The sequence below is a fragment of the Micromonospora sp. H33 genome, assembly GCF_052068455.1.
GTDB lineage: Bacteria > Actinomycetota > Actinomycetes > Mycobacteriales > Micromonosporaceae > Micromonospora.
Genome location: NZ_JBQHDE010000002.1, coordinates 355,674 through 380,804 on the forward strand (window position 1 = coordinate 355,674; position 25,131 = coordinate 380,804).

Below are 25,131 nucleotides of genomic sequence, written 5' to 3' on the forward strand. Positions count from 1 at the left end.
GGCGGGGTGAAGCCAGGGGCCGTGCAGGGTGGCGTCAGAGGGAGCGGGCGACCTCGATCCAGCGGTTGAGGGTGCGGGCGGCGGCGCCCGAGTCGATCGACTCGGCGGCGCGGGCCATCCCGCCGCGCAGCGCCCCGGTCAGGTCCCCGTCGAGCGGGCCCTGCGTGGCCAGCGCGGCGGCCGCGTTGACCAGCACGGCGTCGCGTACCGGGCCGGTCTCCCCGGCGAGCAGGCGGCGCACCACGCCGGCGTTGTACGCGGCGTCACCGCCCCGCAGGTCGGCCAGGGTGGCCCGGGGCACCCCCAGGTCCGTCGCGTCGAGCAGGGACTCCCGGACCGTGCCGCCCTGCGCCGCCCAGACCCGGGTCGGCGCGGCGGTGGTGAACTCGTCCAGCCCGTCCTCGCCGCGCATGAGGAGCACCGAGTCACCGCGCGCCGCGAAGACGTCGGCCATCACCGGGGCCATCCGGGCGTCGAAGCAGCCGACCGCGGCGGCCCGGGGTCGCGCCGGGTTGGTGAGCGGGCCGAGGAAGTTGAAGGCGGTCGGAACGCCCAGCTCCCGCCGGACCGGGCCGGCGTGCCGCATGCCCGGGTGGAACCGGGCGGCGAAGCAGAAGCCGATGCCCGCCTCGGCGACGCAGGTGGCCACGCCCTCCGGGCCGAGGTCGAGCGGCAGCCCCAGGTACTCCAGAACGTCGGCCGTGCCGCAGGACGAGGAGGCGGCCCGGTTGCCGTGCTTGACCACGCGGACGCCGGCGCCGGCGACCACCAGCGAGGCCATGGTGGAGATGTTCACGGTGTGCGCGAGGTCTCCGCCGGTGCCCACCACGTCGAGGGCGGCGGCCCGCAGCTCCTCGGGGAGCTGGACCAGGACCGCGTGCCCCAGCATCGCCTCCACCAGACCGGCCACCTCGGCGGCCGTCTCGCCCTTGGCGCGCAGCGCCACCGCGAAGCCGGCGATCTGCGCCGGGGCGGCGGAGCCGGACATGATCTCGCCCATCGCCCAGGCGGTGTCGGCGGTGGAGAGTTCCTCGCCGCGCAGCAGCGCGGAGAGCAGGTGCGGCCAGGTCCGTTCGCCCATGGTGGGCCTCCCGAGCGGTCCAGGTGGATGGGGAACCGGCGCCGGCGGGTCCGGCGCCGAGGTGGTGCCGGAGTGGGGGACGTCAGGCGGGGGCGTGCGTCCGCAGCAGCTCGGCCACCGTGGTGCCGGTGGTCACCGGGTCGAGCGGGTGCACCAGGGTGGCGTCGACCTCGGCGTACGCCGCGAGCCATCGGTCGGCGGCGCGGGCGATCACCACGCACGTCGGGGGAGCGTCCTCGCGGTCGTCCTTGATCTGGCGGGCGATGCCGATGCCGCCGCCGGGCGTCGCCTCACCGTCGAGCAGCATCAGGTGGATCTCGTAGTCGTCGACGAGGCGGACGCACTCGGCGTAGGTCGACGCCTCGACGAACTCGATCTGCAGGCCGGGTGCGGGCCGGGTGCCGACGGCGAGCCGCATCTGGTCCCGGACCTGCGGGTCGTCGCTGTAGAGCAGGACGGTGCACTCACGATCGCTCATGCCGACACTCCGCTTCGCTCCGTGCCGTCATGAGGCACCATTGCACTGAGCCCGATGATTCGCTCGCTGCGCTCGCTCATGGCTGAACTGGCTCCCACCTCGTAGCTGCCCGCTGATCGTACCGGTCGGTGTGAGATAGGCGACGCCCCGCCCGGGGCGTACCCGTCGGCGCAGCTCAGGCCGTGGCCTCCGCGGCGCGCTGGCGGGCCTCCTGGCGGTCCAGCTCGCGGTCGATCCGGCGGGCCTCCCGCTCCGCGTGGCGCATCCACTGCACGACCAGCACGGCCAGCATGGTGACGCTGACGAACTCACCGCCGGCCCACAGGATGCCGCCGGCGATCAGCTGGTCCTCCCAGGGGTCCGACCAGGTCAGCCCGAGCGACGGGTACCAGTCGCCGCCGAAGAGCGTGGTCGACTGCATGATCGTGAGCCCGAGCACGGTGTGGAACGGCACGGACAGCAGCATCAGCAGGGCCCGGCCCGGGTACGGCCAGCGGGCCGGCAGCGGGTCCAGGCCGAGCAGCGGCCAGAAGAACACGCAGCCGGTCAGGATGAAGTGCGCGTGCACCAGCTCGTGCGCCCACGCGTGTTCCAGCGTGTATCGGTACAGGTCCGTGAAGTAGAGCGCGAACGGGTTCACCACGAAGATCGCGAAGGCGACCAGCGGGTAGCTGTAGACGCGGGCGACCCGGCTGTGCACGATCGCCAGCAGCCGCTTGCGCGGGCGGATCGGCAGGGTCCGCAGGGCGAGCGTCATCGGCGCGCCGAGCGCGAGGAAGATCGGCGCGATCATCGACAGCACCATGTGCTGGACCATGTGCACCGACAGCAGGGCCGTGTCGTACGCGTGCAGCCCGCTGACCGTCACCGCCGCGATGCCGCCGAGGCCCGGGCCGAGGAAGAAGACCGTGCGGGCGACCGGCCAGCGGTCGCCGCGGACCCGCAGCCGGTGCACCCCGTAGAGGTAGAGTCCGGCGGCGAGCACCAGGCCGACGGCGAGCCAGCTGTCCAGCCGCGTCTCGGTGAAGACCGAGGTGACGGTGAACGGCGGCGGGGTGGCCGCGGTCACCGCCGGCGCGGCGACCGAGGTCGCGGTGGAGATCGGATCGACGTGCAGCACGCTTTTCAGCCTAGGTCAGGCGAACCGGACCACCCCGATCGGGCTGCCCGGACCACCGGTTTGGCACCCCGCTGATCGCGGGCCCCGGTCAAGGGCAATAATGACCGCGTGACTGCGGCCCCAGCCATTGACAAGAGCCGGATCCACTCCCTGACCCGACCCAACATGGTCAGCGTCGGGACGATCGTGTGGCTCTCCAGTGAACTCATGTTCTTCGCGGCACTGTTCGCGATGTACTTCTCCATCCGCGCGGCGGCGCCGGAGCAGTGGGCGGAGCACACCGCGCACCTGAACATCCCGTACGCGACGACGTTCACGGTGATCCTGGTGCTCTCGTCGGTGACCTGCCAGCTCGGCGTGTTCGCCGCCGAAAAGGGCGACGTGCACGCGCTGCGGCGCTGGTTCACGATCACCTTCGTGATGGGCCTGATCTTCGTCCTCGGCCAGGTCAACGAGTACCGCGAGCTGGTGCACGAGGGCATCAAGATCAACGGAGACGGTTACGGGTCGATGTTCTACCTGACCACCGGCTTCCACGGCCTGCACGTGACCGGCGGTCTGGTCGCCTTCATCGTCTTCATGATCCGCACCACCATGGGCCGGTTCACGCCGGCACAGGCCACCGCGGCGATCGTCGTGTCGTACTACTGGCACTTCGTCGACGTCGTGTGGATCGGGCTCTACGCCATGATCTACTGGCTCCAGTGATCTTGGCGCGTCACGAACCGCGCCGCTGCTCCGTCTCCCTCAGGCAAGGTCCAACCGGTTAAGGACACAGGTCATGACTTCTGACAACGACCGCCGACGCGGTCTGCTCGCGCGGCTGCGCGGGCGGCCCGCAGCGCGCAGCAGGGGCCGCCGCCGGCTGGGTGCCGCGGTCCGGCTGCTGGCCGCGCTCATGCTGGCCGGCGGTGCCTACACCGTCTTCGCCCCCGGCGTGCAGGCGCAGGACAACCCGCCGTTGTCCGGCGCCGCCGCGGAGGGCAAGGCGCTGTTCGACGTGAGCTGTGTGACCTGTCACGGTCGCAACGCACAGGGCGTCGAGGGGCGTGGCCCGAGCCTGATCGGCGTCGGCGCCGCCTCGGTCGAGTTCCAGGTCGGCACCGGCCGCATGCCGATGGCCCGTCAGGAGGCCCAGGCGCAGCGCAAGCCGGAGCTCTTCACCGACGAGCAGACCCGCCAGCTCGCCCAGTACATCCAGGAACTCGGCGGCGGCCCGGTGGTGCCGGAGGGTGCGAACCTCCACGAGGACGGGAACATCGCCGCCGGTGGCGAGCTGTTCCGGATCAACTGCTCGCAGTGCCACGCGTTCGGGGGTGGCGGTGGCGCCCTCTCCTCGGGCAAGTACGCGCCGAGCCTGCGCCCGGCCACCGACCGCCAGATCTACGCGGCCATGCTGAGCGGCCCGCAGAACATGCCGGTCTTCGGCGACAACCAGATCACGCCGGAGCAGAAGGCGGACATCATCGCCTACATCCAGGAGACCCTGAAGCACGACCAGGACCCGGGCGGCTTCAACCTCGGCCGGTACGGTCCCTCCACCGAGGGCCTGGCGATCTTCCTGGTGGGCATCGTCGCGCTGGTCTTCGCCAGCCTGTGGATCGCGGGCAAGTCGTGACCGGACGAAACGTGAGTAACATTGCGCTGGTGTCGCGTGTCGACACCGTCCGTAGCGAGGTGACGGCATGACCACCCACACCGAGCACCAGGCCCAGCAGGCCCGGGAGCCGCTCGACGTGAACGACCCCCGGCTCAGCCGGTTCGAGATCGTGCAGGAGGGCGCGCGGCGGGACGACATCGAGATCGTCCACTACGAGCCGCAGGTCGTCCCGGGCAGCAGGGCCGAGCGCCGGCTGACCCGTACGGTCGCGTCGATGTTCCTGCTGACCGGCCTGGCGGCGACCGCCTTCCTGGTGATCTACATCTGGTGGCCGTGGGAGTACGCGCCCGGCCGCGGCGGCGACAAGTGGTACACGCCGCTGCTCGGCGTCACCCTGGGCATCGCGCTGCTCGGCATCGGCTTCGGCATCCTCACCTGGGGCAAGAAGCTGCTGCCGAAGGAGGTCTCGATCCAGGACCGGCACGAGGGCGCCGTCTCCGAGGACGACCGCACCATCACCGGCCAGACCATGCTCTACATGGCCGACGAGCTCGGCGTGAAGCGCCGGCCGCTGCTCGGCATCTCGCTGCTGGCCGGTCTCGCGCCGGTCGGCGCGGTGGTCGCGGCACCGCTGGTCGGTGGCCTGATCTCCGACCCGCACAAGAACAACCAGATGTTCACCACCGGCTTCGCCCCGACCGAGGGCGGCCAGAAGGTCCGGCTCGTCCGTGAGGACGGCCGCCCGGTCCGCCCGGCCGACATCAGCTCCGGCGGTCAGATCACCGTGTTCCCGGGGATCGACCACGGTGTGAGCAACCGCCACGCCGACTCGCCGACGCTGCTGATCCACCTGCGTGACTCCGACGCGCAGGAGGCCCGGCGCGCCAACGAGCGGATCGGCCACGGCGACTACATGTGGGGCAACTACGCCGCCTACTCGAAGATCTGCACGCACGCGGGCTGCCCCGCCAGCCTCTACGAGCAGCAGACCAACCGGCTGCTCTGCCCGTGCCACCAGTCGCAGTTCCTAATCACCGACAACGCGAAGCCCATCTTCGGCCCGGCCAGCCGGCGGCTGCCGCAGCTGCCGATCGACGTCGACGCCGAGGGCTACTTCGTGGCGACGTCCGACTACACCGAGACCGTCGGGCCCGACTTCTGGGAGCGGCCGTGAAGCGGCGAAAGTTTGACATGGCAGCCGTCCCGGGCAACACCGCCCGGGGGGTGGACGACCGGTTCCAGGTGGCCACCCCGCTGCGTCGGCTGCTGAACAAGGTCTTCCCGGACCACTGGTCCTTCCTGCTGGGCGAGATCGCGCTCTTCTCGTTCATCGTCCTGCTGCTGACCGGTGTCTTCCTGACCTTCTTCTTCGAGCCGGGGATGACCGAGGTCGTCTACAACGGCAGCTACGCCCCGCTGCGGGGCACGCCGATGTCGGCCGCGTACGCCTCCAGCCTGGACATTTCGTTCGATGTCCGCGGCGGCCTGATCATGCGGCAGATGCACCACTGGTCGGCCCTGCTGTTCATGGCCGCGATCGTGGTGCACATGCTGCGGGTCTTCTTCACCGGCGCGTTCCGCAAGCCGCGGGAGACCAACTGGATCATCGGCTCGCTGCTGTTCTGGGTCGGCTTCCTCGCCGGCTTCACCGGCTACTCGCTGCCCGACGACGGCCTCTCCGGCACCGGCCTGCGGATCGCCTCGGCGATCATGCTGTCGATTCCGGTGATCGGCTCCTGGCTCACCTCGTCGATCTTCGGCGGTGAGTTCCCCGGCACGATCATCATCAGCCGCTTCTACATCGCGCACGTGCTGCTCATCCCGGGCCTGCTGATCGCGCTGATCAGCGTGCACCTGGGCCTGGTCTTCAAGCAGAAGCACACCCAGTGGCCGGGCCCCGGCCGGACCAACGGCAACGTGGTCGGCGAGCGGATGTTCCCGCGGTACGCGCTGAAGCAGGGCGGCTTCTTCATGGTCGTCTTCGGCGTGATCGCGCTGATGGGCGGTCTGTTCCAGATCAACCCGATCTGGCTGTTCGGCCCGTACGAGGCGTGGGTGGTCTCGGCCGCCAGCCAGCCGGACTGGTACGTCATGTTCCTCGACGGCTCCACCCGGCTCATGCCCGCCTGGGAGGTCACCATCCCGATCGGCGACGGGTACGTGATCCCGCCGCTGTTCTGGCCGACGGTCGTCCTGCCGGGCATCCTGGTGGGCCTGTCGACGCTCTACCCGTTCCTGGAGGCCCGGCACCTCAAGGACCGCAAGAGCCACAACCTGCTCCAGCGGCCCCGGGACGTTCCGGCCCGCACCGCGGTGGGCGCGATGGCCGTCTCGTTCTACGTGGTGCTGACCCTGTCCGGCGCCAACGACGTCATCGCCGACAAGTTCCTGATCAGCCTGAACGCGATGACCTGGGCCGGCCGGATCGGTCTGCTGGTCGTGCCCCCGCTCGCGTACTACGTGACCTACCGGATCTGCCTGGGCCTCCAGCAGCACGACCGGGAGGTTCTCGCCCACGGTGTCGAGACCGGCATCATCCGGCGCCTGCCGGACGGCCGGTTCGTCGAGGTCCACCAGCCGCTCAGCCCGGCCGACCACGACGGGCACGGCGCGCTGGAGTACGCCGGCTGGGTCGTCCCGAAGAAGATGAACCGGCTCGGTGCCCTCGGCCCGGCCATCCGGGGCTTCTTCTACCCGATCGAGAAGCCCGCCGAGGCGCCGGTCTCGCCGGGGCACCCGCCGGTCGAACCCCGCGGAGAGCGGGAGGAGATCGGCAGCGGCGAACGCCGCTGACCCACCCTGCACCGTCACGTGGCGCCCGCCGGATTCGTCCGGCGGGCGCCACGGCGTTTCTCCCACGGGCGGAGACGGAGGAATAACCCGGGCCAGCCGGGTATCCGTGGGGTCCAACGTCTCAAGGGGGGGAAGGCATGTTGGGAATCAAGCGCCTGGGCCTGTTGGCCGCGCTGGTGCTGGTGGGTATCGCACCCGCCGCGGCCGCCCGGGCCGCGGTGCAGCCATCACAACAGGACACCCAGTACGTGCAGGCGATCCACCAGGTGAACCTGTTCGAGATCACCGCGGGTGAGCTGGCCCAGGAGAAGGGCCAGAACGAGCAGGTCAAGAACCTGGGTGAGATGTTCAAGACGGACCACACCCAGCTGGACGAGTCGGTCCAGGACATCGCCGGCCAGCTCGGTGTGGAGCTGCCGGACGAGCCCACGGCGGACCAGCAGGACGTGATCGACCGGCTGAACAACGCCAGCGGCGAGGAGTTCGACCGGCTCTGGGTGACCAGCCAGCTGGCCGGCCACGTCCAGGCCATCCAGGCCACCCAGACGGAGATCTCGCAGGGCTCCGAGCAGACGGTGGTCCAGCTGGCGCAGACCGCCTTGCCGACCCTGCAGGCGCACTACGACGAACTGGTCAGGCTGGCTGAGCAGCTGGGTATCCCGGTCCCGCAGGCCACCGGCACTGGTACGCCGAGCCCGGGTGGTACCCCGGGGCCCGGCACCGAGACCCCGGCTCCGGGCGGCACCACCGAGTCGCCGGCACCGGGCGGCACCGAGACGCCGGCTCCGGGCGAGAGCTGACCTTCGGTACGCAGCACGACGGCCGGTCCACCTCCGGGTGGGCCGGCCGTGTGCGTCGCGTCGGGCCGCGCCGGCCCGGCGTCCGTGTCAGTCGGCGCCCGCCAGGCCGATCGCGAACGCCTCCTCCAGGTCGTGCTGGGAGTACGCGCGGAACGCGATGTGGGACTCCGTGTTGAGCACGCCCGGCACCTTCGAGATGCTCCCGGCGATGACCTGGGCGATCTGCTCGAACTCGCGTACCCGGACCATCGCGATCAGGTCGACGTGCCCGGCCACCGAGTAGACCTCACTGACGCCGGGCAGAGCGGCCAGGGCCTCGGCCACCTCGGGGATCGAGTCGGTGGCGCAGTCGATCAGCACGATCGCGGTGATCACGGGACGGTTCTCCGTTCGTCGGCGTCGTCGCTCATGCTAGATGCTCCCGGACGGGGCGGCTGGCCGACGCCGACCGTGAGGTCGGTGCCCGCACGGATCGCGTCCCGCAGGTGCTCGCCGGAGTGCACCGTGGCGCCGGGCCAGACCACGGCGCGGGTGACGTCGCCGCGCACGACCGCGCCCGCGCCGACGACCGCCTCACGGCACCGGCCGGTCACGACGGCGCCGGGGTCGACGAGCGTTCCGCCGCCCGCCGCGTGCAGGTTGGCGGCGAGGTAGTCCGCCGGGGTTCCGGTGTCGTAGAACGTGCCGGCGTAGGGGACGACGCTGAGTTCGCCGGCCGCCTCGGCGGGCCGCCACACCGTCCGGACCAGGTCGCCGAACTCCACCGGCAGCTCCCGGACCCGCCGCCAGGGCAGCAGCGAGAACCCGGTGAAGGCGCGGCCGTCGAAGGTGCCGGGCGCGGCCGGGTCCGGGGCGGGCTGGCCGAGCAGGCGTACGGTCTCGCCGTCCCAGTCGTGCAGCAGCGCGGCGATGTCCGGCCCGGGCGTGCGGGCCGGATCGGCGAGGTACGCGTCGGCGTTGCCCACCAGGACGCCCCGCCCGTCGATCCAGTCCCGCAGCTTCGCCACGCCCCCGGCGGTGCCGAGCGGGCCGTCCGGCTCCACCGAGAGGTGGGCCCGGTGGCCGACGTGGCGGACCACCTGGCCGGCGAGGTAGCTGGCGTTGACCGCCACCCGCGCCGGGCCGGTCAGGCCGAGCCCGGCCAGGCGGGCGAGCGCCCGGTCGAGCAACGGCACGTTCCCCACCGGGCAGAGCGCCTTCGGCACCCGCTCGGTCAACGGCCGCAGCCGGGTGCCCTCGCCCGCGGCGAGGACCACCGCGCAGATTCCGGTCGGTGAGCGCGAGGAATGAGCCGGGCCGGCGAGTCCCGCAGTCGCGAACGAAGGCCCACTCGGCGCGGTCACGGCCGGACGTCGGGCACCGGTGGCGGGAACTGCCCGGCCAGCGGCCCGATGTCGTAGTAGGCGAGCAGGCGTGCCGTCGGCCAGGTCAGCTGGGGCAGGTCGTCAAGCGGGTGCCAGGCGGCCTCGAAGACCTCCGCGCCGTCGACCGTGAAGGTGGTGGTCGAGGACGGCACCTCGGCGGTGAACACCACGTCCACCCAGCCCTTGTCGTGGACGATCGCGTTCGGCACCGCCGGGCGCAGCGCGCGGGGCGACAGGCGGATGCCGGTCTCCTCGTACAGCTCGCGGGCCGCGCCGACCACCGGCGCCTCCCGCTTTTCGAGCAGTCCTCCCGGCAGTGTCCAGCCGTTGCCGGGCGGCTGGCGCAGCAGCAGCAGCCGGCCCGCCCCCTCGGCCTCGGCGTCGCGGACCAGGGTGACCGCGCCGACGATGTACTTCGGCACGGCCAGCCGGACCAGGCGGCGCCGCATCGGCAACGGCAGCCGGTAGAAGACCTGGTACGCGACGGCGCGTCCGGTGACACGCGAACGGGGGATCATGGGTCCAGGCTAGTGCGCGTGCGGAACCTTAGGACGGTCCGGGGCGGGACCGGTCACTGCCGGTGGTCGACCAGGTCGATGAGCTGCTGGACCACCGTGTCCGGCTCGATGACCCGGTCGAACACCGCGACCAGCAGCGTCTCCAGGTCGGGGTAGCCCAGTTCCTCGGCGAGCCGCAGCAGGGGCAGGTCGCTGGCGAGGCCGCGGTTGTGCCCGCGCAGGGCCAGGCCGATCGTGGCCCGGCCGAGCCGGACCTTGTCGGTGATCGAGATGCCGGGCTCGGTGTGGTCGGCGAACCACCGGTTGATCTGCATCTGCGCGTGGGGCGACTTGACGAAGCCGAGCCACTCCTTGCGGGGGCCGCGCGGGGCGGCGTCGGCGTCGTAGCCGTTGGCCGCGTCCGTCTCGGTGAAGATCTCCACCACGTCGCCGTCCTCCAGGCAGGACGAGAGCGGGGCGAGCCGGCCGTTGATCCGGGCGGCCAGGCAGTGGTCACCGTGCTCGGTGCCCAGCTCGTACGCCAGGTCGACCGGGGTGGCTCCGGCCGGCAGCACCACCTGCCGTCCGTCGGCGAAGACCTGGATCTGCGACTCGGCGAGGTCGCAGCGCAGCGACTCCAGGAACTGCGCCGGGTCGGCGGTCTCCTGTTCCCAGTCCAGCACCCGGCGCAGCCAGTCCAACTGCTCGGCCCGGGCGGCGGTACCGGCACCGTGGGGGAAGCGGTAGCTCGCGGCGATGCCGTACTCGGCCGAGCGGTGCATCTCCGCGGTGCGGATCAGCACCTCCACCGTGTGGTCCTTCGGGCCGCAGACGCTGGTGTGCAGGGACCGGTACAGGTTGTTCTTCGGGGAGGCGATGTAGTCCTTGAAACGGCCGGGCACCGGGCGCCACACGCCGTGGATGGCGCCGAGCGCCGCGTAGCAGTCGGTGGCCGGACCGTCCACGATGACCGCGATGCGGGGCAGGTCGTACGGCGCGGCGTGGCCGCCCGCGACCGTGTCCTTCCAGATCGAGTACAGGTGCCGCGGGCGGGGAGTCACCTCGGCGTCGACCCGGCTACGGCGCAGCGCCGTCTTCGCCCGGGCGACGACGTCCTCGAGGTACGCGTCCCAGCCCGGCCGGTCGTGCACGTGGCGGGCGATCCGGGCGTGCTCCTCCGGCTCCAGGTGCAGCAGCACCACGTCGTCCAACTCGCGCTTGAGGGTCTGGATGCCCAGCCGGTCGCAGAGCGGGACGAGCACCTCCTGCGTCTTGCGGGCGATCCGCTCGCGGGACGCGGCCGAGCGGACCCCGAGGGTGCGCATGTTGTGCAGGCGGTCGGCCAACTTGATGATGAGCACCCGGACGTCCTTGCCGGCCGCGACGATCATCTTGCGGATCGTCTCCGCCTCGGCGGCCTGGCCGTAGAACGCCTTGTCGAACTTCGTCACCCCGTCGACGAGGTGGGCGACCTCCGGCCCGAAGTCGTCGGCGAGCGCCTGGAGGGTGTAGCGGGTGTCCTCGACGGTGTCGTGCAGCAGCGCCGCGACCAGGGTGGTGGTGTCCATGCCGAGGTCGGCGCAGATCTGGGCGACCGCGAGGGGGTGGGTGATGTACGGCTCACCGCTCTTGCGGAACTGCCCCCGGTGCATGGTCTCCGCGATGGTGTACGCCCGGCGCAGCACCGACGGGTCGGTGCCGGAGTGGATGTTCCGGTGGGTGCGGACCAGGTGGCCGACCGGGTCGGTCTCGGCGGTGGGCCAGGTCAGCAGCGAACGCAGACGGCGGGTCAGCGGCAGGTCGCCCGGCTGGGTCGGAAGCGCGCCCCCCAGGGCGGCGCCGTGTCCGGCGTCGACGTCCACGTGGGACACCTCCTCACCCCGGCCCCACGGCCGCCGGACCCCGGCAACCGGGAGCAGGCCCACGAAACGGGCAGGACTGCACTTCCTTAACAGCGTAAGGGAGCCGACGTCGTCCGATCGGTCACTTGGTCATGAGCTTTCGGTCGAGAGTTGGTGGGACGCCGCGCACTCGGCCTTGGTCAACAGGCGCCGGAAGCGGCCCGCACCGGCCACCGGGGACGCCCAGCCGGAGGAGATCTCGACCAGCCGGGTCTCCGGACGCTCCAACCAGGACAGGATGCGTTCGGTCTCCTCGGCGGAGGCACGGGGGACCGGCCCGTGGCCGGGCAGGACGGTCTCGGCGGTGGCCCGGATCGCGGCGATCGTCGGTCGCGGATGGACGCCGGGCGGTGACACGCCGGCGCCGGCGAGCCGCCCGTGCCGGACCAGCGCCAGCTCCCAGCCCCCGCGCGCGGCCGGCCGGGCGGCGGCCAGCTCGGCGATGCCGGTGAGCGCGGCGAGCCGCTGCATGCGCACCGCGGCGCGCAGCACCGCGGCCAGCCGGGACCGCACCACGGCGGCCTCCTCGTAGCGTTGCGCCCGGGACAGCGCCTCGATCCGGGCGAGCAGGGCGTCGACCACCACCTGCGGGTCGCTGGCGGTGGCGGTGCGGAACGGCGTGGCCGCGCGGGCCGCGTACTCCTCGGGGGTGATCCGGTGCTCGCAGGGCGCCGCGCACCGGCCCAGCTCCGCCAGCGCGCAGGCCGGCGTCACGGTCCGCAGCGAGAGCCGGTGCGTGCACTGCCGCAGCGGCACGGCGTCGTGGAAGCCCGCCGCGGCCAGCTCCGCGGCCCGGCGGGACGTGAACGGTCCGAGGTACGCCTCGTCGCCGGGGGCGAGGTTGCGGACCACCGACAACCGGGGGTACGGCTCGTCGGTGAGCTTCAGCCAGACCACCCGCTCAGGGAACTTCGACCGCCGGTTGTACGGCGGGGCGTGCGCGCCGATCAGCCGCAGCTCCCGCACCTCCGCCTCCAGCGAGTGGGCGCACTCCACCGCCTCCACCCGCTCGGCGGCGGCGAGCATCTCCGAGATGCGGGCCCGCTTCTCCGCGGCCGTGAAGTAGCTGCGGACCCGGGTGGCGATGTCGACCGAGGTGCCGACGTAGAGCGGGCGGTCGTCGGCGGCCCGGAAGATGTAGACCCCCGGCGCCTTGGGCAACCCCTCGGCGAGGTGCCGCTTGCGGCGCTGGGTCGGCGTGACCGCGCGGGCGAACTCGATCGCGTCGCCGATCGTGTGCACCCGGTGGCCGCCCAGGCGGGCGATCAGCCCGTGCAGCACGTCGACGGTGGCCTTCGCGTCGTCCAGCGCGCGGTGCGTCGGCTGGGTGGCCGTGCGGAAGTACGCCGACAGGGTGCCGAGCTTGCGGTTGGGCACCTCGTCCCGGGTCAGGACCCGCCGGGCCAGCGCGGCGGTGTCCAGCACGCGGGGGTTGGGCCACCGGTAGCCGTGGGCGGCGCAGGCGGCCTTGAGGAAGCCGACGTCGTACGGGGCGTTGTGGGCGACCAGGACCGCGTCGGTGGAGAGGAACTCCAGGAAGCTCGGCAGGACCTGCTCGATCGGCGGGGCCGGCAGCAGCATCGCCTGCGTGATGCCGGTGAGCACGGTGATGAAGGGCGGGATCGGCACGCCGGGGTTGACGAGGGTGGCGAGCACCCCCAGCTCCTCGCCGCCGCGGACCTTCACCGCGCCGATCTCGGTGATCCCGCCGCCGTCCGGCGCGCCGCCGGTGGTCTCCAGGTCGACCACGACGAACGTGGTCGCGTGGAGCGGCAGCTCCGGGTCGACGCCACCGAGGGTCGGGTCGAGACCGGCGAGCGACTCCTGGACGTACTCCTGTTGGGCCATCGGCGGGCACGCTAGCGGCCCGGTCCGACACTCCGGCACCACCGGCACCACCGGCCACCGCCGCCCCGGGCGGTGCGCGGGTGCCCCCACGTCCGGGGAAATCCGCCGCAACGAGAGATCGGCTCACTCGATGGGCGGTGAGCCCGGTCGCGGTGGGAGACTTGCCCCATGCCCCTCGCCGAGCCGTACGACGACCACCTCTCCGCGGAGGAACCGGTCGCCGCCGCGCCCGACGCGGGCGTCGAGGGTACGGGGGGCACTCTCGACGACCCCGTCGCGGCCGGCACCACCGCCGCCGACGACGGCGGCCCGGAGCCGGAGCCGGTACTGCCCGAGCCGGTCCGCCAGCGGATCGTGGCCCTCGCCGCCGCCGTCCTGCCCGGCCTGCCGGCCGACGAGGTGCCCGTCCCGCTGCGGCGGGTGGCCAAGTTCGCCCCCAACCGCCGCGCGCGTCTCGGCGCGCCGGCGATCGCGGCCCAACTCACCAGCGACCCGCTGTTCCGGCAGCGGGTCACCGCCCGGGTGCTCGCCGACGCCGGTGACCTCGGCGCGGCCGTGGTCGAGGGCACCGCGCCGGCCGCCGCCGACCCGGTGGAGGTGGCGGCGCTGGCGTACCTGGCGCGTCCGCGCGGCTGGCGGGAGCTGATCGAGGCCAGCGGCGCGGCGGTCCGCGCCGAGGCGGACAGCGCGGTCGTGGCCGAGCTGGTCCGGGAAGCCGAACAGCGCGCCACCCGCGCCGAGCACGACCGCGCGGTGGCCCGGGTCGAGGCGGAGAAGCTCCGCGACGAGCTGGCCCGCGTCCGGGAGGAGCTGGGGCAGCTCCGCGAGGAGGCGCGGCAGCTGGCGCGGTCGCTGCGCGAGACGCAGGCCCGGGAACGGAAGGCGTCCGAGCTGCTCGCCACCGAGCGCGGCCGGGCCGCCCGGGCGGCGGCCGACGCCGACGCCGAGCTGCGCCGGGCCCGGTCGCGACTGGCCGAGGCGGAGGCCGCGGCGGGGGTCGCCCGGGCCAGCGCCAAGGAGGCCCGGTCGGTCGACGACGCCCGGCTGTGGCTGCTGCTGGAGACGATCGGCCAGGCCGCCGTCGGGCTGCGGCGGGAGCTGGCGCTCGAGCCGGTGGACAAGCTGCCCGCTGACTTCGTCGCCGACGCCTTCGCCGACCAGTCCGGCACCACCGCGGCCGGCACGGCGGCCCGCGCCCGGGACACCGACGACCCGGCCCGGCTGGACCAGCTGCTCGCCCTGCCCCGGGCGCACCTGATGGTGGACGGTTACAACGTCACCAAGCGCGGGTTCGGCGAGATGTCGCTGGAGCAGCAGCGCAAGCGGCTCATCACCGGTCTCGGCGGGATCGCGGCGCAGACCGGTGACGAGGTGACGGTGGTCTTCGACGGCGCCGAGCGGATGCACGGCCTGCCGCCGGCCCCGCGTGGCGTACGCGTGCTCTTCTCCCGCAAGGGGGAGACCGCCGACGAGCTGATCCGGCGCCTGGTCCGGGCCGAGCCGTCGGGCCGGCCGGTGGTGGTGGTCTCCTCGGACCGCGAGGTGGCCGACGGCGTCCGCCGGCACGGCGCGTACCCGCTCGGCGCCGACGCGCTGCTGCGCCGCCTCGCCCGCTCCTGACCGGCTCCTCCGCGGGCAGCCGTCGCGTCGGCCTCCGAGATCTGGGAAGAGTTGGCCCCGGGCCAGGGGCCGTTTCCTTCCAAGATCTCCACGATGGCCGCCGCTTGTCCGGTTTCTGTCGTACCCCGCGAATAGCGTCGATGTGACCGACGGTGGTTGGGCGGCGACGACGCGGCATGATCACCGCCAGCGCATCAGGAGGAGAGATGCTCATCGAGTGCGACCGGTGCGGGATCCGGGGCGACGGCTGCTCCGGCTGCCTGGTGACCGCCCTGTTCGACGAGGCGTCCCCGACGGGCGGGCTCGGCGCCGCCGAGGCCCGGGCGATCGAGGTGTTCGCCCGGGCGGGGTTCACCGTGGAGGTGCTGCCGGAGCCGCGGCGCCAGGTGCGCCGTCCGGGCCGCCGCCGCCGGGTGGCGTGAACGGCCGGCGTCGCGGCGGGGTGGCGGGTCGGGCCGGACACCCGCGAGGTCGCGGCGGGCGGCCTGCCCGGTGTCCGGTCAGCGGGACGGGTCCCGGTTGTAGAGGCGCTTCGCCCACAGGTAGCCGACCAGGGCGATGCCGGCGCACCATGCGGTGGCGACCGCGGCGTCGGTGCCGACCGGGCCGTCGGTGAGCAGGCCCCGCAGCGTGTCGATGATCGGCGTGAAGGGCTGGTGCTCGGCGAACTGCCGAAGGCCGGCCGGCATCGAGTCCGTCGGCACGAACCCGCTGCCGATGAAGGGCAGGAACTTGTGTCGTGTCTGTCCAGGGGATGGGGTGGATGCGGATCTGCCGGCCGGGGTCAGCGCACCCACCCGGTGAAGCGCTGACCGGTGCCGGAGGCGCGGGTGCTGGTGCCGCCGGGCCCGAGCGCGGCGGCGGCTGCCCGGACGAGCCAGGAGTTGACCGAGAGTCGCTCTCGGGCGGCGGCTTCCTCGACCCGGGCCTTGAGGTCCTCGGGCAGGCGGAGGTTGATCCGGGATGTCGCGCCCTTGTCGCCGGGCGTGGCGATCTCGTCGATCGGGGTCGTGGGGACGCTCGTCGCCTGGTCGGCCGCCGGTGGCTGCTCGATCGGCGGAGGCGTCACCACAAAGTCCGGGTCCCGCCCGGTGAGGCGCAGGTGGACCGAGCCGGGGGCGAGGTCGCGGGTGATCTCGGCGCTGGCTGCCGACAGCGCCTCCAGCAGGGTGAGCCGGATCGCCGACTCGAGGGGAGCGGTGAGGCGCTCGGCGAGCGCCCGCGCTTCGTCGCCCCCGGCCTCCGCGGCGACGGCGAGTTCCCGCCGGAGCAGGTCGACGTACGGGGTGAGGTTCATGGTGCCATTCTGGCGCAATTCATGGCACCAAAGCAAGCCGTCTTGGCTCAGCATGGCTCAGTCTGGCTCAGGCTGGGGCCCCCTACCGTGACGACGCCGCCGCCTACCCGGGGGACCGGTCGAGGCGACGGTGAGACGTCGCGGACACCCCGGCCGCCGTCGCTGCGGGGCCACTACGATGGGCGCTCACGGCGGGAGGAGCGGCATGACGCGGGTGCGGCGCGACGACGGCAGGCCCCTCGCGATGGTCGGCGTCCCGGGCCGGGGGATGGCCCGGTGAGCCCGCGCGGCTGGGCGGTACTCACGCTGGCCGGGCTGGTGCTCGCGCTCGCCGTCGCCGCCGCCGTCCTGATCCCGTGGCAGCGGCCACCGGCCCCCCGCGCCGACCAGCTCGCCGCCCTGCGCGACCTGCCGGCCGAGCAGGTGGCCCGGGGCCGTGAGTTCCGCGCGGCGCTGCGGCCCGGCGGCTGGGCCGCCCTCGCGATCGGCCTGCTGGTGGCGCTCGGGCTCGGGCTCACCCCGCTGGGCAGCCGCCTGGTCGAGCTGGCCGGGCGCCCCCTCGGCGGGCACTGGGCCGCGCAGGCGGTGCTCGGCGGGCTCGCCGTGGTGCTCGTCGCCGACCTGGTCACGCTGCCGTTCGCCGCCTGGCGGCACGCCGTGCTGACCCGCTACGGGCTGGCCACCAACGGCTGGGGCGGTTGGGCGGTCGACCTGCTCAAGTCGTACGCCGTCAGTGCCGTCATCGGCGCGGTGGCCCTGCTCGGCTTCTACAGCGTGATCCGGCTGGCGCCGCGCTGGTGGTGGGCGCTCGGCGCGGCCGGGGCGGCCGGCCTGGTGGTGCTGCTGTCGTTCGTGCTGCCGGTGCTGGTGGAGCCGGTGTTCAACCGGTTCACCCCGATGGAGCCGGGCCCGCTGCGTACCCAGCTGACGGATCTGGCGGCCCGCGACGGCGTGCCGGTCCGTGACGTTCTGGTGGCCGACGCGTCCCGCCGCACCCGCGCCGTCAACGCGTACGTCTCCGGGCTCGGCCCGACCCGGCGGATCGTTGTGTACGACACGCTGCTGCGCGAGGCCACCCCGGCCGAGGTGACCGCGGTGGTGGCGCACGAGCTGGGCCACGCGAAGGACCGGGACGTGGCGGTCGGCACGCTCACCGGCGCGCTGGGCGCGGCGGCGGCGGTCGTGGCGCTCTACCTGCTCGGCTCCTCCGGCCCGCTGCTGCGCCTGGCCGGCGTCGACTCGGTGGCCCAGCCCCGCGCGTTCCCGATGCTGGTGGCGCTGGTAACGGTGGCCGGGCTGCTGTCCGCGCCGGCGCAGGCGCTGATGTCGCGGCGGGTCGAGGCGCGCGCCGACGCCCACGCGCTCGCGCTCACCGGCGATCCGGCCGCCTTCGAGGCGATGCAGCGGCGGCTCGCCGGCATCAACCTCGCCGACCCCGATCCACCTCGCCTGGAGTACCTGTACTCCGCCTCCCACCCGTCCACCGTGGAGCGGATCGCCGCCGCCCGCGCCTACGCCAGGAAGACCGGTCGATGAGCGAGCGCACCAGGAGGACGTTGCTCGTCACGAACGACTTCCCGCCGCGGCCCGGCGGCATCCAGTCCTTCGTGCACAACCTCGCCGTCCGGCAGCCTCCGGGGTCGGTGGTGGTCTACGCCTCGAGTTGGCGGGGCGCGGATAAGTTCGACGCCGACCAGCCCTTCGAGGTGGTACGCGAACGCACCCGCCTGCTCCTGCCCACCCCGCTGGTGGCGCGGCGGGCGGCGCGGCTGGCGCGGACGTACGACTGCGACACCGTGTGGTTCGGCGCGGCGGCGCCGCTCGGGCTGCTCGCCGCGGGCCTGCGCCGGCGGGCCGGGATCCGACGCGTCGTGGCGCAGACCCACGGGCACGAGGTGGGCTGGGCGGCGCTGCCCGGCACCCGGGCCGCGCTGCGCCGCATCGGACGCGGCGTCGACGTGACGACCTACCTGGGGGAGTACACGCGGGTCCGGCTGGAGCGGGCGCTGCACGCAGTCACGGAGCTGCACCGTCTCGCCCCCGGTGTTGACGTGGACGCGTACCACCCGTCGGTCGACGGCGGGCCGGTGCGCGTGCGGCTCGGGCTGGCCGACCGCCCGGTGGTGGTCTGTGTGTCCCGGCTGGTGCCGCGCAAGGGGCAGGACATGCTGATCCGGGCGATGCCGGAGATCCGCCGCCGAGTCCCGGACGCCGCGCTGCTCGTCGTGGGGGGCGGCCCGTACCGGGCGACGCTGGAGAAGCTGGCCCGGCAGATCGGGGTCGAGCGGGACGTGGTGTTCACCGGCACGGTCCCGGCGGCCGAGCTGCCCGCCCACTACGCGGCCGGCGACGTGTACGCGATGCCCTGCCGCACCCGCAACCGGGGCCTGGACGTGGAAGGGCTCGGCATCGTCTACCTGGAGGCCTCCGCGACCGGTCTGCCCGTGGTCGCCGGTGACTCCGGCGGCGCGCCGGACGCCGTCCGTGACGGGGAGACGGGCTACGTGGTCCGGGGGCGGGACGTCGCCCAGCTTGCCGACCGGGTGGCGACGCTGCTCGCCGACCGCGACCTGGCCCGCCAGTTCGGTGCCGCCGGCCGCGCCTGGGTCGAACGCGAGTGGCGCTGGGAGACCCAGGCCCAGCGGATGACCGCCCTCCTCGCCAGCTGACCCCGGGGCTCAGCGGTCGGGGCGAGCGTCGCCAGGCGGAGCCGGTCGATCGTCTCGTGACCGGGTCTGGATGCCGGTTCGTGGCGGGTCTGTATGCCGGTTCGTGGCGGGTCTGATGCCGTGTCGAGCTGCGCTGTCGCTCGTGATCGGGCCTGGATGCTGGGTGGTGGGCTGTCGAGCTGCCCCATCCATGAGACCAACCGGTGTCGGCCCGGGATGGCGCAGCATTGGTGCCCCGTCAGTAGGGGCAGCTCTCCAGCGATCGGATGCGCCACCGGTCGGGGAACCCGACAGCGAACGGACCCCTCGCCTGTCGGGGGCAGCTCGACAGCCTGCCCTCACCGACGCCGTTCCACAACCCGGCGGATCGCTCGGCGGCGGCGGGCGGCGGCAGTCGGGGGGCGGGCGTCGCCAGGCGGAGCCGTCGGTCGTCTCGTGGCCGGGTCTGGATGCCGGGCGGTGTGCTGTCGAGCTGCCCCATCTATGGACCACCCGGTGGGGGTCCGGATGGCGCGGCACCGGCGCCCCGTCTGTAGGGGCAGCTCGGCAGCCTGCCGTTGGCGGCGCGGGCTCCGGGCGCGGCGGCGTGTCGGGGTCGGGATGGGCGCATTGATGCCCCGTCTGTAGGGGCAGCTCGGCAGCCTGCCGTTGCCGATGCGGGCTCGAGACGCGGCGGCGTCGTGCCGGGGCCGGGATGACGCCTCGTGCCCCACCGGTAGGGGCAGCTCGACAGCGGTCGGGACGCGTGAGTCACCGACGCCGGCTCCACACGCGGCGGCGTCGCTCAGCGGCGGCGGGCTCCGGACGACGGACCGCGGTCGGGGGCGGCCGACGGCGGTCGGGGGCGGCCGACGGCGGTCGGGGGCGGCGGGGGGCGGTCGGGGGCGGTCGGGGCGGCGGTTAGGAGAGGCGGGCCAGGATCTGGTCGGCCGGTTCGGGACGGCCGAAGTGCCAGCCCTGCCCGGCGTCGCAGCCGATGGCGCGCAGCCGCTCGGCCTGCCCGGCCGTCTCCACACCCTCGGCGGTGACCGTCAGGTCCAGCGCGTGCGCCAGCGACACCAGCGAGGCGAGGATCCGCTCGTCGGCCCGGGCCTGCGGGGTCCGCAACCCGGCCACGAACTCCCCGGCCACCTTCAGCTCGGTCACCGGCAAATCCCGCAGGTACGCCAGGTTGCAGTACCCGGTGCCGAAGTCGTCGATGGCGATGCGTACGCCGAGGTCGGCGAGCACCCGAAGCGCCTGGACCGGCTCCTCGGCGGTGCTCATCATGGTGCTCTCGGTGATCTCCAGCTGGAGCCGCTCCGGCGGCAGGCCGGTGTGCCGCAGCAGCGCGCGTACCTCCTGCACCAGACCCGGGCGGTGCACCTGGCGTACGGCCAGGTTGACGCTGACGAAGGGCGCGGCCCCGCCGCTCGCGGACCAGGACCCCGCCGCCCGGCACGCCTCCGCGAGCACCCAGCCGCCGAGCGGCACGATCAACCCGGTCTCCTCGGCCAGGTCGATGAAGCTGTCCGGGCGCAGCACGCCCAACTCGGGGTGGCGCCAGCGCACCAGCGCCTCCACGCCGAGAAGGCGGCCGTCGCGCAGGGAGGCCAGCGGCTGGTAGTCGAGGAAGAACTCGCCCCGCTCCAGCGCGGCCGGGATCGCCGCCGACAGGGCCTGCCGGGCCAGTTGCCGGTGGTGTCGGTCGGCGTCGTACAGCTGCCAGCAGTCGCCGCCGGCCGACTTGGCCCAGTGCATGGTGCAGTCGGCGGCACGCATGAGCTCGCCCGGGGACGTGCCGGCGACCTGCCGCTCCACGAGGCCGAAGCTCGCCGTCACGGCCACCTGGTGCCCCGCCACCAGGGTCGGCTCGTGCACCGCGGCGAGGGCGGCCTCGGCGACCGCGATGATGTCCCGGGTGCCCGCGGTGTTCTCGATCAGGACGACGAACGCGTCGCCGCCGAGGCGCGCCACGAGGTGGCCGTCGAGGGCCCGCCGGAGCCGGTCCGCCACCGTGGTGAGCAGGGCGTCGCCGACCTGGTGCCCGTACGAGTCGTTGACCCGCTTGAAGCGGTCCAGGTCGAGGAAGCAGAGCCCGACGCGTTCGGCGCCCCGGCCGGTGGCGTTGACGGCCGCGGCGAGGCGTTCGGTGAACAGCGCCCGGTTCGGCAGGCCGGTGAGCGGGTCGTGGGTGGCCTGGTGCCGGAAACGGGCCTCACTGGCCCGCAGCGCCTGCTCCGCCTCCGCCCGCGCGGTCATCGCGGCCCGCCGGATCGACTCCTGCTCGTCGAGCGTGCGGTCGCGCAGCGCCCGTGCGTACCCGGTGGTCACCGCGGCGAGGAGCCGGGCCATCCGGTCCTCCACGTCCTCGGCGACCAGCCCCAGGTCGCGCACCAGCCGTAGCTGGACGACCTCGACCGTACGCCCCAGCCCTTCGGCGGACGCGATGTGCGCGGCCACCAGCTCGGCACCCACCCGCTGCCCGGCGCGCAGGTCGAACGGCTCGGTGAGCAGGGCCGCCGCCAGGTCCGTGGCGAGGCGGCACAGCAGCGCCTCGAGCTGGGCCTGGGTCATCGGCAGGTAGCTCGTCCCGCTGACCGCCTTCGCCCATGCGCGGGCGAAGGTCACCGCGCCGGACGCGGCGACGCCGGCCTCCGCCGCCGGCCACACCGCCGTGCCGACCCCGGCCCGGCCGCCGGGTCGGCGCGCCGCCCCGGTGTTTCCGGACCGCCTCTCAACCACCGAGGCGTCCCACCCCGCCGATGAACGCCGACCGCTCGGCCTCCTCGGCGCTCTCGGGCGACTCCGGGCGCCACCGGGGCACCCAGACCACGCCCGGTTCCACCAGTTCGAACCCGTCGAACAGGGCGGTCAGCTCGCTCCGGCTGCGGATCCACAGCGGGTTGTCGGTGCGCCGGTAGACCGCCTCGGCCTCGGCCCGCTCGTCGTCACCCCGACCGTCGGCGCTGGCCTGCGACAGCACCAGCCAGCTGCCCGGGGCGAGGGCGTCGCGCAGCGTCCGCAGCAGCTCGGCGGGCCGGTCGTCGTCGGAGACGAAGTGCAGGACGGCGACGATGAGCACGGCGACCGGCCGGTCGAAGTCGAGCAGCCGGCGGACGTCGGGGTGGTCGAGGATGCGCTCGGGGTGGCGCAGGTCCTCCTGCACGATCGCCGCCCCGTCGCTGCCGGCGAGGATCTCCCGGCTGTGCGCCACCGCCACCGGGTCGACGTCGACGTAAACGACCCGGGCGTCGGGCGCGGCCCGCTGCGCGATCTCGTGCACGTTGCCGACCGTGGGGATGCCCGAGCCGATGTCGAGGAACTGCCGGACTCCGGCGTCGACGAGGAACTGCACGGCCCGGCGCATGAAGGCCCGGTTGGCCTGGGCCATCAGCGGCGCCTCCGGCACCGCCGCCACCATGGCCTGCGCCGCCGCGCGGTCCACCGCGAAGTTGTGCGAGCCGCCCAGGTAGTAGTCGTACATGCGGGCCACGCTGGGACGTTCGATGTCGATCTCGTCGGGTGCCCAGTCCGGCCGTCCCATGCCTCACCTCTTCACCGAGCGCGGGCCGCGCTGCCCGCGGACCGCCCCTCCGCCGGGGGAGACCATAGCGTGTGCGACCGCACGGGTCGAATACGGAGGTCGATGGATGGTCCGCGCCCGCCGGGTGGGCGGGCGCGGACCGACGGCGGTGTGCCGCGGGGCGGGTCAGAACTTCGGCGCGTCCGGTGCCTCGAGCAGGCCGAGCCGCAGCGCGGTCATCAGCGCCTGGGCGCGGTTGGCGGCGCCCAGCTTCTCGTACAGCTTCGAGATGTGGGTCTTGGCGGTGGACTCGCTGACGAAGAGCTGCTTGGCGATGCCGGCGACGCTCATGCCGTCGGCGAGCAGCCGCAGCACCTGGCCCTCGCGGGGGGAGAGCTGCGGACCGGACGGAGCCAGCCGGCGCTTCATCGCCTCGGCCAGGTCGGCGGCGGTGAACGCGCTCGGGGAGGAGGCGGCGTGCCGGGCCGCGGCGACCACCTCGTCGGCCGGGGCGGTCTTCGGCACGAACGCGCTCGCGCCGGCCTCCAGCGCGCCGAAGAGCTGGTCGTCGCCGGCGTACATGGTGAGCACCACGATCCCCATGGTCGCGCTGGACTTGCGCAGGGCACGGGTGGCCTCGAGGCCGCTGCCGTCGGGCAGCCGCAGATCCATGATCACCACGTCCGGCTGGAGCGCACCGGCCTGGCGGACGCCCTCGGCCGCCGTGGCGGCCTCGCCGACGACCTCGAACTGCCGGTCGCGCTCGAAGGCGTGCCGAAGGCCCTTGCGGATCAGATCGTGATCGTCGACAAGGAGGACCTTGGTGCGGGTGGCCGGTGTCGGACTTGTGGTCATCCTCGGGTTACTCCCCTTCTGCTGCTTCGCTGCCACGCACGTTATCGCGCCGGGGCGACGAACCGACCACCACCGCCACGGTCGTGCCGCTCGGCTGCCGCGGCCTGATCTCCAACCGGCCCCGGATACGTTCCGCCCTCTCGGCCATGATCGCAAGACCGTAGTGCCCATCGGTGCGCTGGTCACCCATCCCGTGACCGTCATCCGACACTTCGATCTGCGCGTACGGGGGGTCCACCTCGCAGGTGACCCAGAGGTTCGCGGCGCCGGCGTGCTTGCGCGCGTTGGTCACCGCCTCCTGGGCGATGCGCAGCAGCTCGGCCTCGGTGGCGGCGGGCAGCCGGGCGGTCGACTCGTCCAGCGACAGGTGCACCCGCAGCCCGCCGGAGGCGCCGACGGTGCGGGCGTACTCGGCGATCGCGGCGGCCAGCCCGCCGTGCCGGTCCACCTCGCTGCGCAGCTCGAACAGGCTCAGCCGCAGCTCGGTGATCACCCGGGTGACCTCCTGGCGCAGCGTCCGCAGGCTCTCGGCGGTCTCCTCGGCGTCGTCGTGCACGGTGGCCAGGGCGTTGTCGATGCCGTAGCCGACCATGACCAGCTCCTGGGCCACGCCGTCGTGGATCTCCCGGGCCAGCCGCTGCCGCTCCTCGTTGGTGGCCAGCGAGCGCACCTCGTCGAAGAGCAGCGCCGCCTCCAGGCGCAGCGCCGCCGGGCTGGTCAGCGCGGTCACGCGGGACACCACGTCCGGCGGGTACGCGTGCGCGGCGTCCGCCTCCAGCACCACCAGCCCCACCGTGCGCACCCCGGCGACCAGCGGGACGATCAGCGCGGAGACCTCCCTGCCGGTGTGCGAGCGGGCCTGGGAGCGGGCCGCGGTCTGCGGCTGCTGGCTGGCCCACGCGTCGGCGATCGCCGAGTCCGCGTCGAGCGTCGTCTCCCAGTCCACCCGGTCGACGCCCGACTGGGCCAGCACCACCAGCCGCCCGCCGCCGCTGGCCGACAGCACCGCCGCCCGGTCCGCCCGGGCTACCGCCCGCAACTCCTCCAGCAGGTGCTCCGAGATGCCGCCCGGGTCGAGGGTGGCGCCGGGCAGCTGGCGGGCGACCGTCCGGAGCTGGGTGAGCAGCCGGGTCGCCTCGGCGTACGGCTGCGGCTTGCCGTCGCCGCGCGCCTGCATCACCCGGTGCAGGGTGCTGGCCGCGTAGAGCCCGAGGGCGGCGAGGATCAGCCACTGGGCGCAGACGGCCAGGTAGCCGACCTGGGCGAGCTGCCGCCTCCCGTCGACCTCGGTCAGCGCGCCCGCGACCAGCAGGGTGACCGCGGCGACGGCGAGCAGCGCGGCGCCTTCGCGGAACCGCCGGCGCAGCGCCGTGACGGTGACCGGGACGGCCAGGTACGGCAGCACCGCCGAGGCGCCCAGCCCGCCGTTCTGCGCGCCGATCGTCGCGACGGCGGCGACCTGGCTCGCGGCCAGCCCCAGCACCACCACCTCGGCTACCCGGCTGAGCGGCCCGAGCCGGTGGTGCGTCGGCGCCAGCAGCGCGGGCAGGCCCGCCACCGCCAGCAGCCCGATCCACCACAGCTGGGCGACGTCACGCGTGGCGAACAGGGTCAGGACGGCGACCAGCGCCAGCATGACCACGCGCGCGGCGGCGGCGAGAGGGTGCGGGCGCGGGAGGGCGGGTGTCGAGGCGGGCACGTGA

General features: G+C 73.7%; 23 protein-coding genes. 9 read left to right on the forward strand and 14 right to left on the reverse strand.

Features of this window, described 5'->3' with window-relative positions; all coding sequences use genetic code 11:
- Positions 1-34: 34 nt before the first annotated feature.
- The 3 genes from trpD to ACTMS0_RS07255 form a co-directional block, all read right to left on the reverse strand.
- Entirely contained in the window at positions 35-1,081 is a 1,047-nt protein-coding gene (trpD, locus tag ACTMS0_RS07245) for an anthranilate phosphoribosyltransferase (protein ID WP_441154321.1), read from the reverse strand.
- Between the two features lie 82 nt (positions 1,082-1,163).
- Complete coding sequence (locus ACTMS0_RS07250) at positions 1,164-1,559, reverse strand: hypothetical protein (protein ID WP_441154322.1); 396 nt, start codon at positions 1,557-1,559, stop codon at positions 1,164-1,166.
- A 175-nt stretch (positions 1,560-1,734) separates the two neighbouring features.
- Positions 1,735-2,679: a cytochrome c oxidase assembly protein gene (locus tag ACTMS0_RS07255; protein ID WP_441154323.1), complete on the reverse strand. Its 945-nt coding sequence runs from the start codon at positions 2,677-2,679 to the stop codon at positions 1,735-1,737.
- 108 nt (positions 2,680-2,787) lie between these two features.
- On the opposite strand from ACTMS0_RS07255, the gene ctaE reads away from it, so the two are divergent.
- From ctaE to ACTMS0_RS07280, 5 genes are all read left to right on the forward strand, one after another.
- The gene (gene ctaE, locus ACTMS0_RS07260) at positions 2,788-3,387 is read left to right on the forward strand and encodes an aa3-type cytochrome oxidase subunit III (RefSeq protein ID WP_441154324.1); all 600 of its coding nucleotides are present in this window, start codon (positions 2,788-2,790) and stop codon (positions 3,385-3,387) included.
- Positions 3,388-3,460: 73 nt separating this feature from the next.
- Complete coding sequence (gene qcrC, locus ACTMS0_RS07265; RefSeq protein WP_441154325.1) at positions 3,461-4,297, forward strand: cytochrome bc1 complex diheme cytochrome c subunit; 837 nt, start codon at positions 3,461-3,463, stop codon at positions 4,295-4,297.
- Between the two features lie 67 nt (positions 4,298-4,364).
- Positions 4,365-5,453 carry a cytochrome bc1 complex Rieske iron-sulfur subunit gene (qcrA, locus tag ACTMS0_RS07270; RefSeq protein WP_441154326.1) on the forward strand — a complete coding sequence of 363 codons (1,089 nt, stop codon included), beginning with the start codon at positions 4,365-4,367 and terminating at the stop codon, positions 5,451-5,453.
- On the forward strand, positions 5,450-7,072 hold the full coding sequence (gene qcrB, locus ACTMS0_RS07275; protein WP_441154327.1) for a cytochrome bc1 complex cytochrome b subunit: 1,623 nt from the start codon (positions 5,450-5,452) through the stop codon (positions 7,070-7,072). Before qcrA ends, qcrB begins: the two co-directional genes overlap by 4 nt.
- Before the next feature lie 137 nt (positions 7,073-7,209).
- Entirely contained in the window at positions 7,210-7,872 is a 663-nt protein-coding gene (locus ACTMS0_RS07280; protein WP_441154328.1) for a DUF4142 domain-containing protein, read from the forward strand.
- An 87-nt stretch (positions 7,873-7,959) separates the two neighbouring features.
- Here ACTMS0_RS07280 and ACTMS0_RS07285 read toward each other — a convergent pair whose 3' ends face one another.
- The 5 genes from ACTMS0_RS07285 to ACTMS0_RS07305 all read right to left on the reverse strand — a co-directional run bounded on the left by ACTMS0_RS07285 (position 7,960) and on the right by ACTMS0_RS07305 (position 13,482).
- Entirely contained in the window at positions 7,960-8,247 is a 288-nt protein-coding gene (locus ACTMS0_RS07285) for an Lrp/AsnC family transcriptional regulator (protein ID WP_168001853.1), read from the reverse strand.
- Positions 8,244-9,137 carry a nucleotidyltransferase family protein gene (locus ACTMS0_RS07290; protein WP_441154676.1) on the reverse strand — a complete coding sequence of 298 codons (894 nt, stop codon included), beginning with the start codon at positions 9,135-9,137 and terminating at the stop codon, positions 8,244-8,246. The genes ACTMS0_RS07285 and ACTMS0_RS07290 overlap by 4 nt, the downstream gene beginning before the upstream one ends.
- Before the next feature lie 74 nt (positions 9,138-9,211).
- Positions 9,212-9,754: an NUDIX hydrolase gene (locus tag ACTMS0_RS07295; protein WP_441154329.1), complete on the reverse strand. Its 543-nt coding sequence runs from the start codon at positions 9,752-9,754 to the stop codon at positions 9,212-9,214.
- 53 nt (positions 9,755-9,807) lie between these two features.
- Positions 9,808-11,595, reverse strand: coding sequence for a RelA/SpoT family protein (locus tag ACTMS0_RS07300; protein ID WP_441154677.1), 1,788 nt, complete (start codon positions 11,593-11,595; stop codon positions 9,808-9,810).
- 129 nt (positions 11,596-11,724) lie between these two features.
- The gene (locus tag ACTMS0_RS07305) at positions 11,725-13,482 is read right to left on the reverse strand and encodes a DEDD exonuclease domain-containing protein (RefSeq protein ID WP_441154330.1); all 1,758 of its coding nucleotides are present in this window, start codon (positions 13,480-13,482) and stop codon (positions 11,725-11,727) included.
- Between the two features lie 168 nt (positions 13,483-13,650).
- Here ACTMS0_RS07305 and ACTMS0_RS07310 point away from each other — a divergent pair, with 168 nt between their 5' ends.
- Both ACTMS0_RS07310 and ACTMS0_RS07315 read left to right on the forward strand, forming a co-directional pair.
- Complete coding sequence (locus ACTMS0_RS07310; RefSeq protein WP_441154331.1) at positions 13,651-15,102, forward strand: NYN domain-containing protein; 1,452 nt, start codon at positions 13,651-13,653, stop codon at positions 15,100-15,102.
- Positions 15,103-15,308: 206 nt separating this feature from the next.
- Positions 15,309-15,524, forward strand: coding sequence for a hypothetical protein (locus ACTMS0_RS07315; protein WP_441154332.1), 216 nt, complete (start codon positions 15,309-15,311; stop codon positions 15,522-15,524).
- 78 nt (positions 15,525-15,602) lie between these two features.
- Here the strand turns inward: ACTMS0_RS07315 and ACTMS0_RS07320 are convergent, their stop codons facing one another.
- Together ACTMS0_RS07320 and ACTMS0_RS07325 are read right to left on the reverse strand one after the other, a co-directional pair.
- Positions 15,603-15,806, reverse strand: coding sequence for an ABC transporter permease (locus tag ACTMS0_RS07320; protein ID WP_441154333.1), 204 nt, complete (start codon positions 15,804-15,806; stop codon positions 15,603-15,605).
- Positions 15,807-15,886: 80 nt separating this feature from the next.
- Entirely contained in the window at positions 15,887-16,399 is a 513-nt protein-coding gene (locus tag ACTMS0_RS07325; protein ID WP_441154334.1) for a toxin-antitoxin system HicB family antitoxin, read from the reverse strand.
- A gap of 276 nt (positions 16,400-16,675) precedes the next feature.
- Here ACTMS0_RS07325 and ACTMS0_RS07330 point away from each other — a divergent pair, with 276 nt between their 5' ends.
- Both ACTMS0_RS07330 and ACTMS0_RS07335 read left to right on the forward strand, forming a co-directional pair.
- Positions 16,676-17,935, forward strand: a complete 1,260-nt coding sequence (locus ACTMS0_RS07330; protein ID WP_441154335.1) for a M48 family metallopeptidase — start codon at positions 16,676-16,678, stop codon at positions 17,933-17,935.
- Positions 17,932-19,068 carry a glycosyltransferase family 4 protein gene (locus ACTMS0_RS07335; protein ID WP_441154336.1) on the forward strand — a complete coding sequence of 379 codons (1,137 nt, stop codon included), beginning with the start codon at positions 17,932-17,934 and terminating at the stop codon, positions 19,066-19,068. Before ACTMS0_RS07330 ends, ACTMS0_RS07335 begins: the two co-directional genes overlap by 4 nt.
- Positions 19,069-19,968: 900 nt before the next feature.
- Here the strand turns inward: ACTMS0_RS07335 and ACTMS0_RS07340 are convergent.
- The 4 genes from ACTMS0_RS07340 to ACTMS0_RS07355 all read right to left on the reverse strand — a co-directional run bounded on the left by ACTMS0_RS07340 (position 19,969) and on the right by ACTMS0_RS07355 (position 25,127).
- Positions 19,969-21,624: a putative bifunctional diguanylate cyclase/phosphodiesterase gene (locus ACTMS0_RS07340; RefSeq protein ID WP_441154678.1), complete on the reverse strand. Its 1,656-nt coding sequence runs from the start codon at positions 21,622-21,624 to the stop codon at positions 19,969-19,971.
- A 160-nt stretch (positions 21,625-21,784) separates the two neighbouring features.
- A complete protein-coding gene (locus ACTMS0_RS07345) occupies positions 21,785-22,594 on the reverse strand; it encodes an SAM-dependent methyltransferase (protein WP_441154337.1) in 810 nt (269 codons plus the stop codon).
- 165 nt (positions 22,595-22,759) lie between these two features.
- Entirely contained in the window at positions 22,760-23,428 is a 669-nt protein-coding gene (locus ACTMS0_RS07350; protein WP_088972416.1) for a response regulator transcription factor, read from the reverse strand.
- 7 nt (positions 23,429-23,435) lie between these two features.
- Positions 23,436-25,127: a sensor histidine kinase gene (locus tag ACTMS0_RS07355; RefSeq protein WP_441154338.1), complete on the reverse strand. Its 1,692-nt coding sequence runs from the start codon at positions 25,125-25,127 to the stop codon at positions 23,436-23,438.
- Between the last annotated feature and the right edge of the window lie 4 nt (positions 25,128-25,131).

Excerpts from the sequence above, each read along its gene's own strand:
- ACTMS0_RS07345 (WP_441154337.1), bottom strand. The coding sequence starts at position 22,594 with ATGGGACGGCCGGACTGGGCACCCGACGAGATCGACATCGAACGTCCC.
- ACTMS0_RS07340 (WP_441154678.1), bottom strand. The coding sequence starts at position 21,624 with ATGACCCAGGCCCAGCTCGAGGCGCTGCTGTGCCGCCTCGCCACGGAC.
- qcrC (WP_441154325.1), top strand. The coding sequence starts at position 3,461 with ATGACTTCTGACAACGACCGCCGACGCGGTCTGCTCGCGCGGCTGCGC.
- ACTMS0_RS07250 (WP_441154322.1), bottom strand. The coding sequence starts at position 1,559 with ATGAGCGATCGTGAGTGCACCGTCCTGCTCTACAGCGACGACCCGCAG.
- ACTMS0_RS07325 (WP_441154334.1), bottom strand. The coding sequence starts at position 16,399 with ATGAACCTCACCCCGTACGTCGACCTGCTCCGGCGGGAACTCGCCGTC.
- ACTMS0_RS07280 (WP_441154328.1), top strand. The coding sequence starts at position 7,210 with ATGTTGGGAATCAAGCGCCTGGGCCTGTTGGCCGCGCTGGTGCTGGTG.
- qcrA (WP_441154326.1), top strand. The coding sequence starts at position 4,365 with ATGACCACCCACACCGAGCACCAGGCCCAGCAGGCCCGGGAGCCGCTC.
- ACTMS0_RS07295 (WP_441154329.1), bottom strand. The coding sequence starts at position 9,754 with ATGATCCCCCGTTCGCGTGTCACCGGACGCGCCGTCGCGTACCAGGTC.
- ACTMS0_RS07310 (WP_441154331.1), top strand. The coding sequence starts at position 13,651 with ATGCCCCTCGCCGAGCCGTACGACGACCACCTCTCCGCGGAGGAACCG.
- ACTMS0_RS07350 (WP_088972416.1), bottom strand. The coding sequence starts at position 23,428 with ATGACCACAAGTCCGACACCGGCCACCCGCACCAAGGTCCTCCTTGTC.
- trpD (WP_441154321.1), bottom strand. The coding sequence starts at position 1,081 with ATGGGCGAACGGACCTGGCCGCACCTGCTCTCCGCGCTGCTGCGCGGC.
- ACTMS0_RS07315 (WP_441154332.1), top strand. The coding sequence starts at position 15,309 with ATGCTCATCGAGTGCGACCGGTGCGGGATCCGGGGCGACGGCTGCTCC.
- ACTMS0_RS07305 (WP_441154330.1), bottom strand. The coding sequence starts at position 13,482 with ATGGCCCAACAGGAGTACGTCCAGGAGTCGCTCGCCGGTCTCGACCCG.
- ACTMS0_RS07335 (WP_441154336.1), top strand. The coding sequence starts at position 17,932 with ATGAGCGAGCGCACCAGGAGGACGTTGCTCGTCACGAACGACTTCCCG.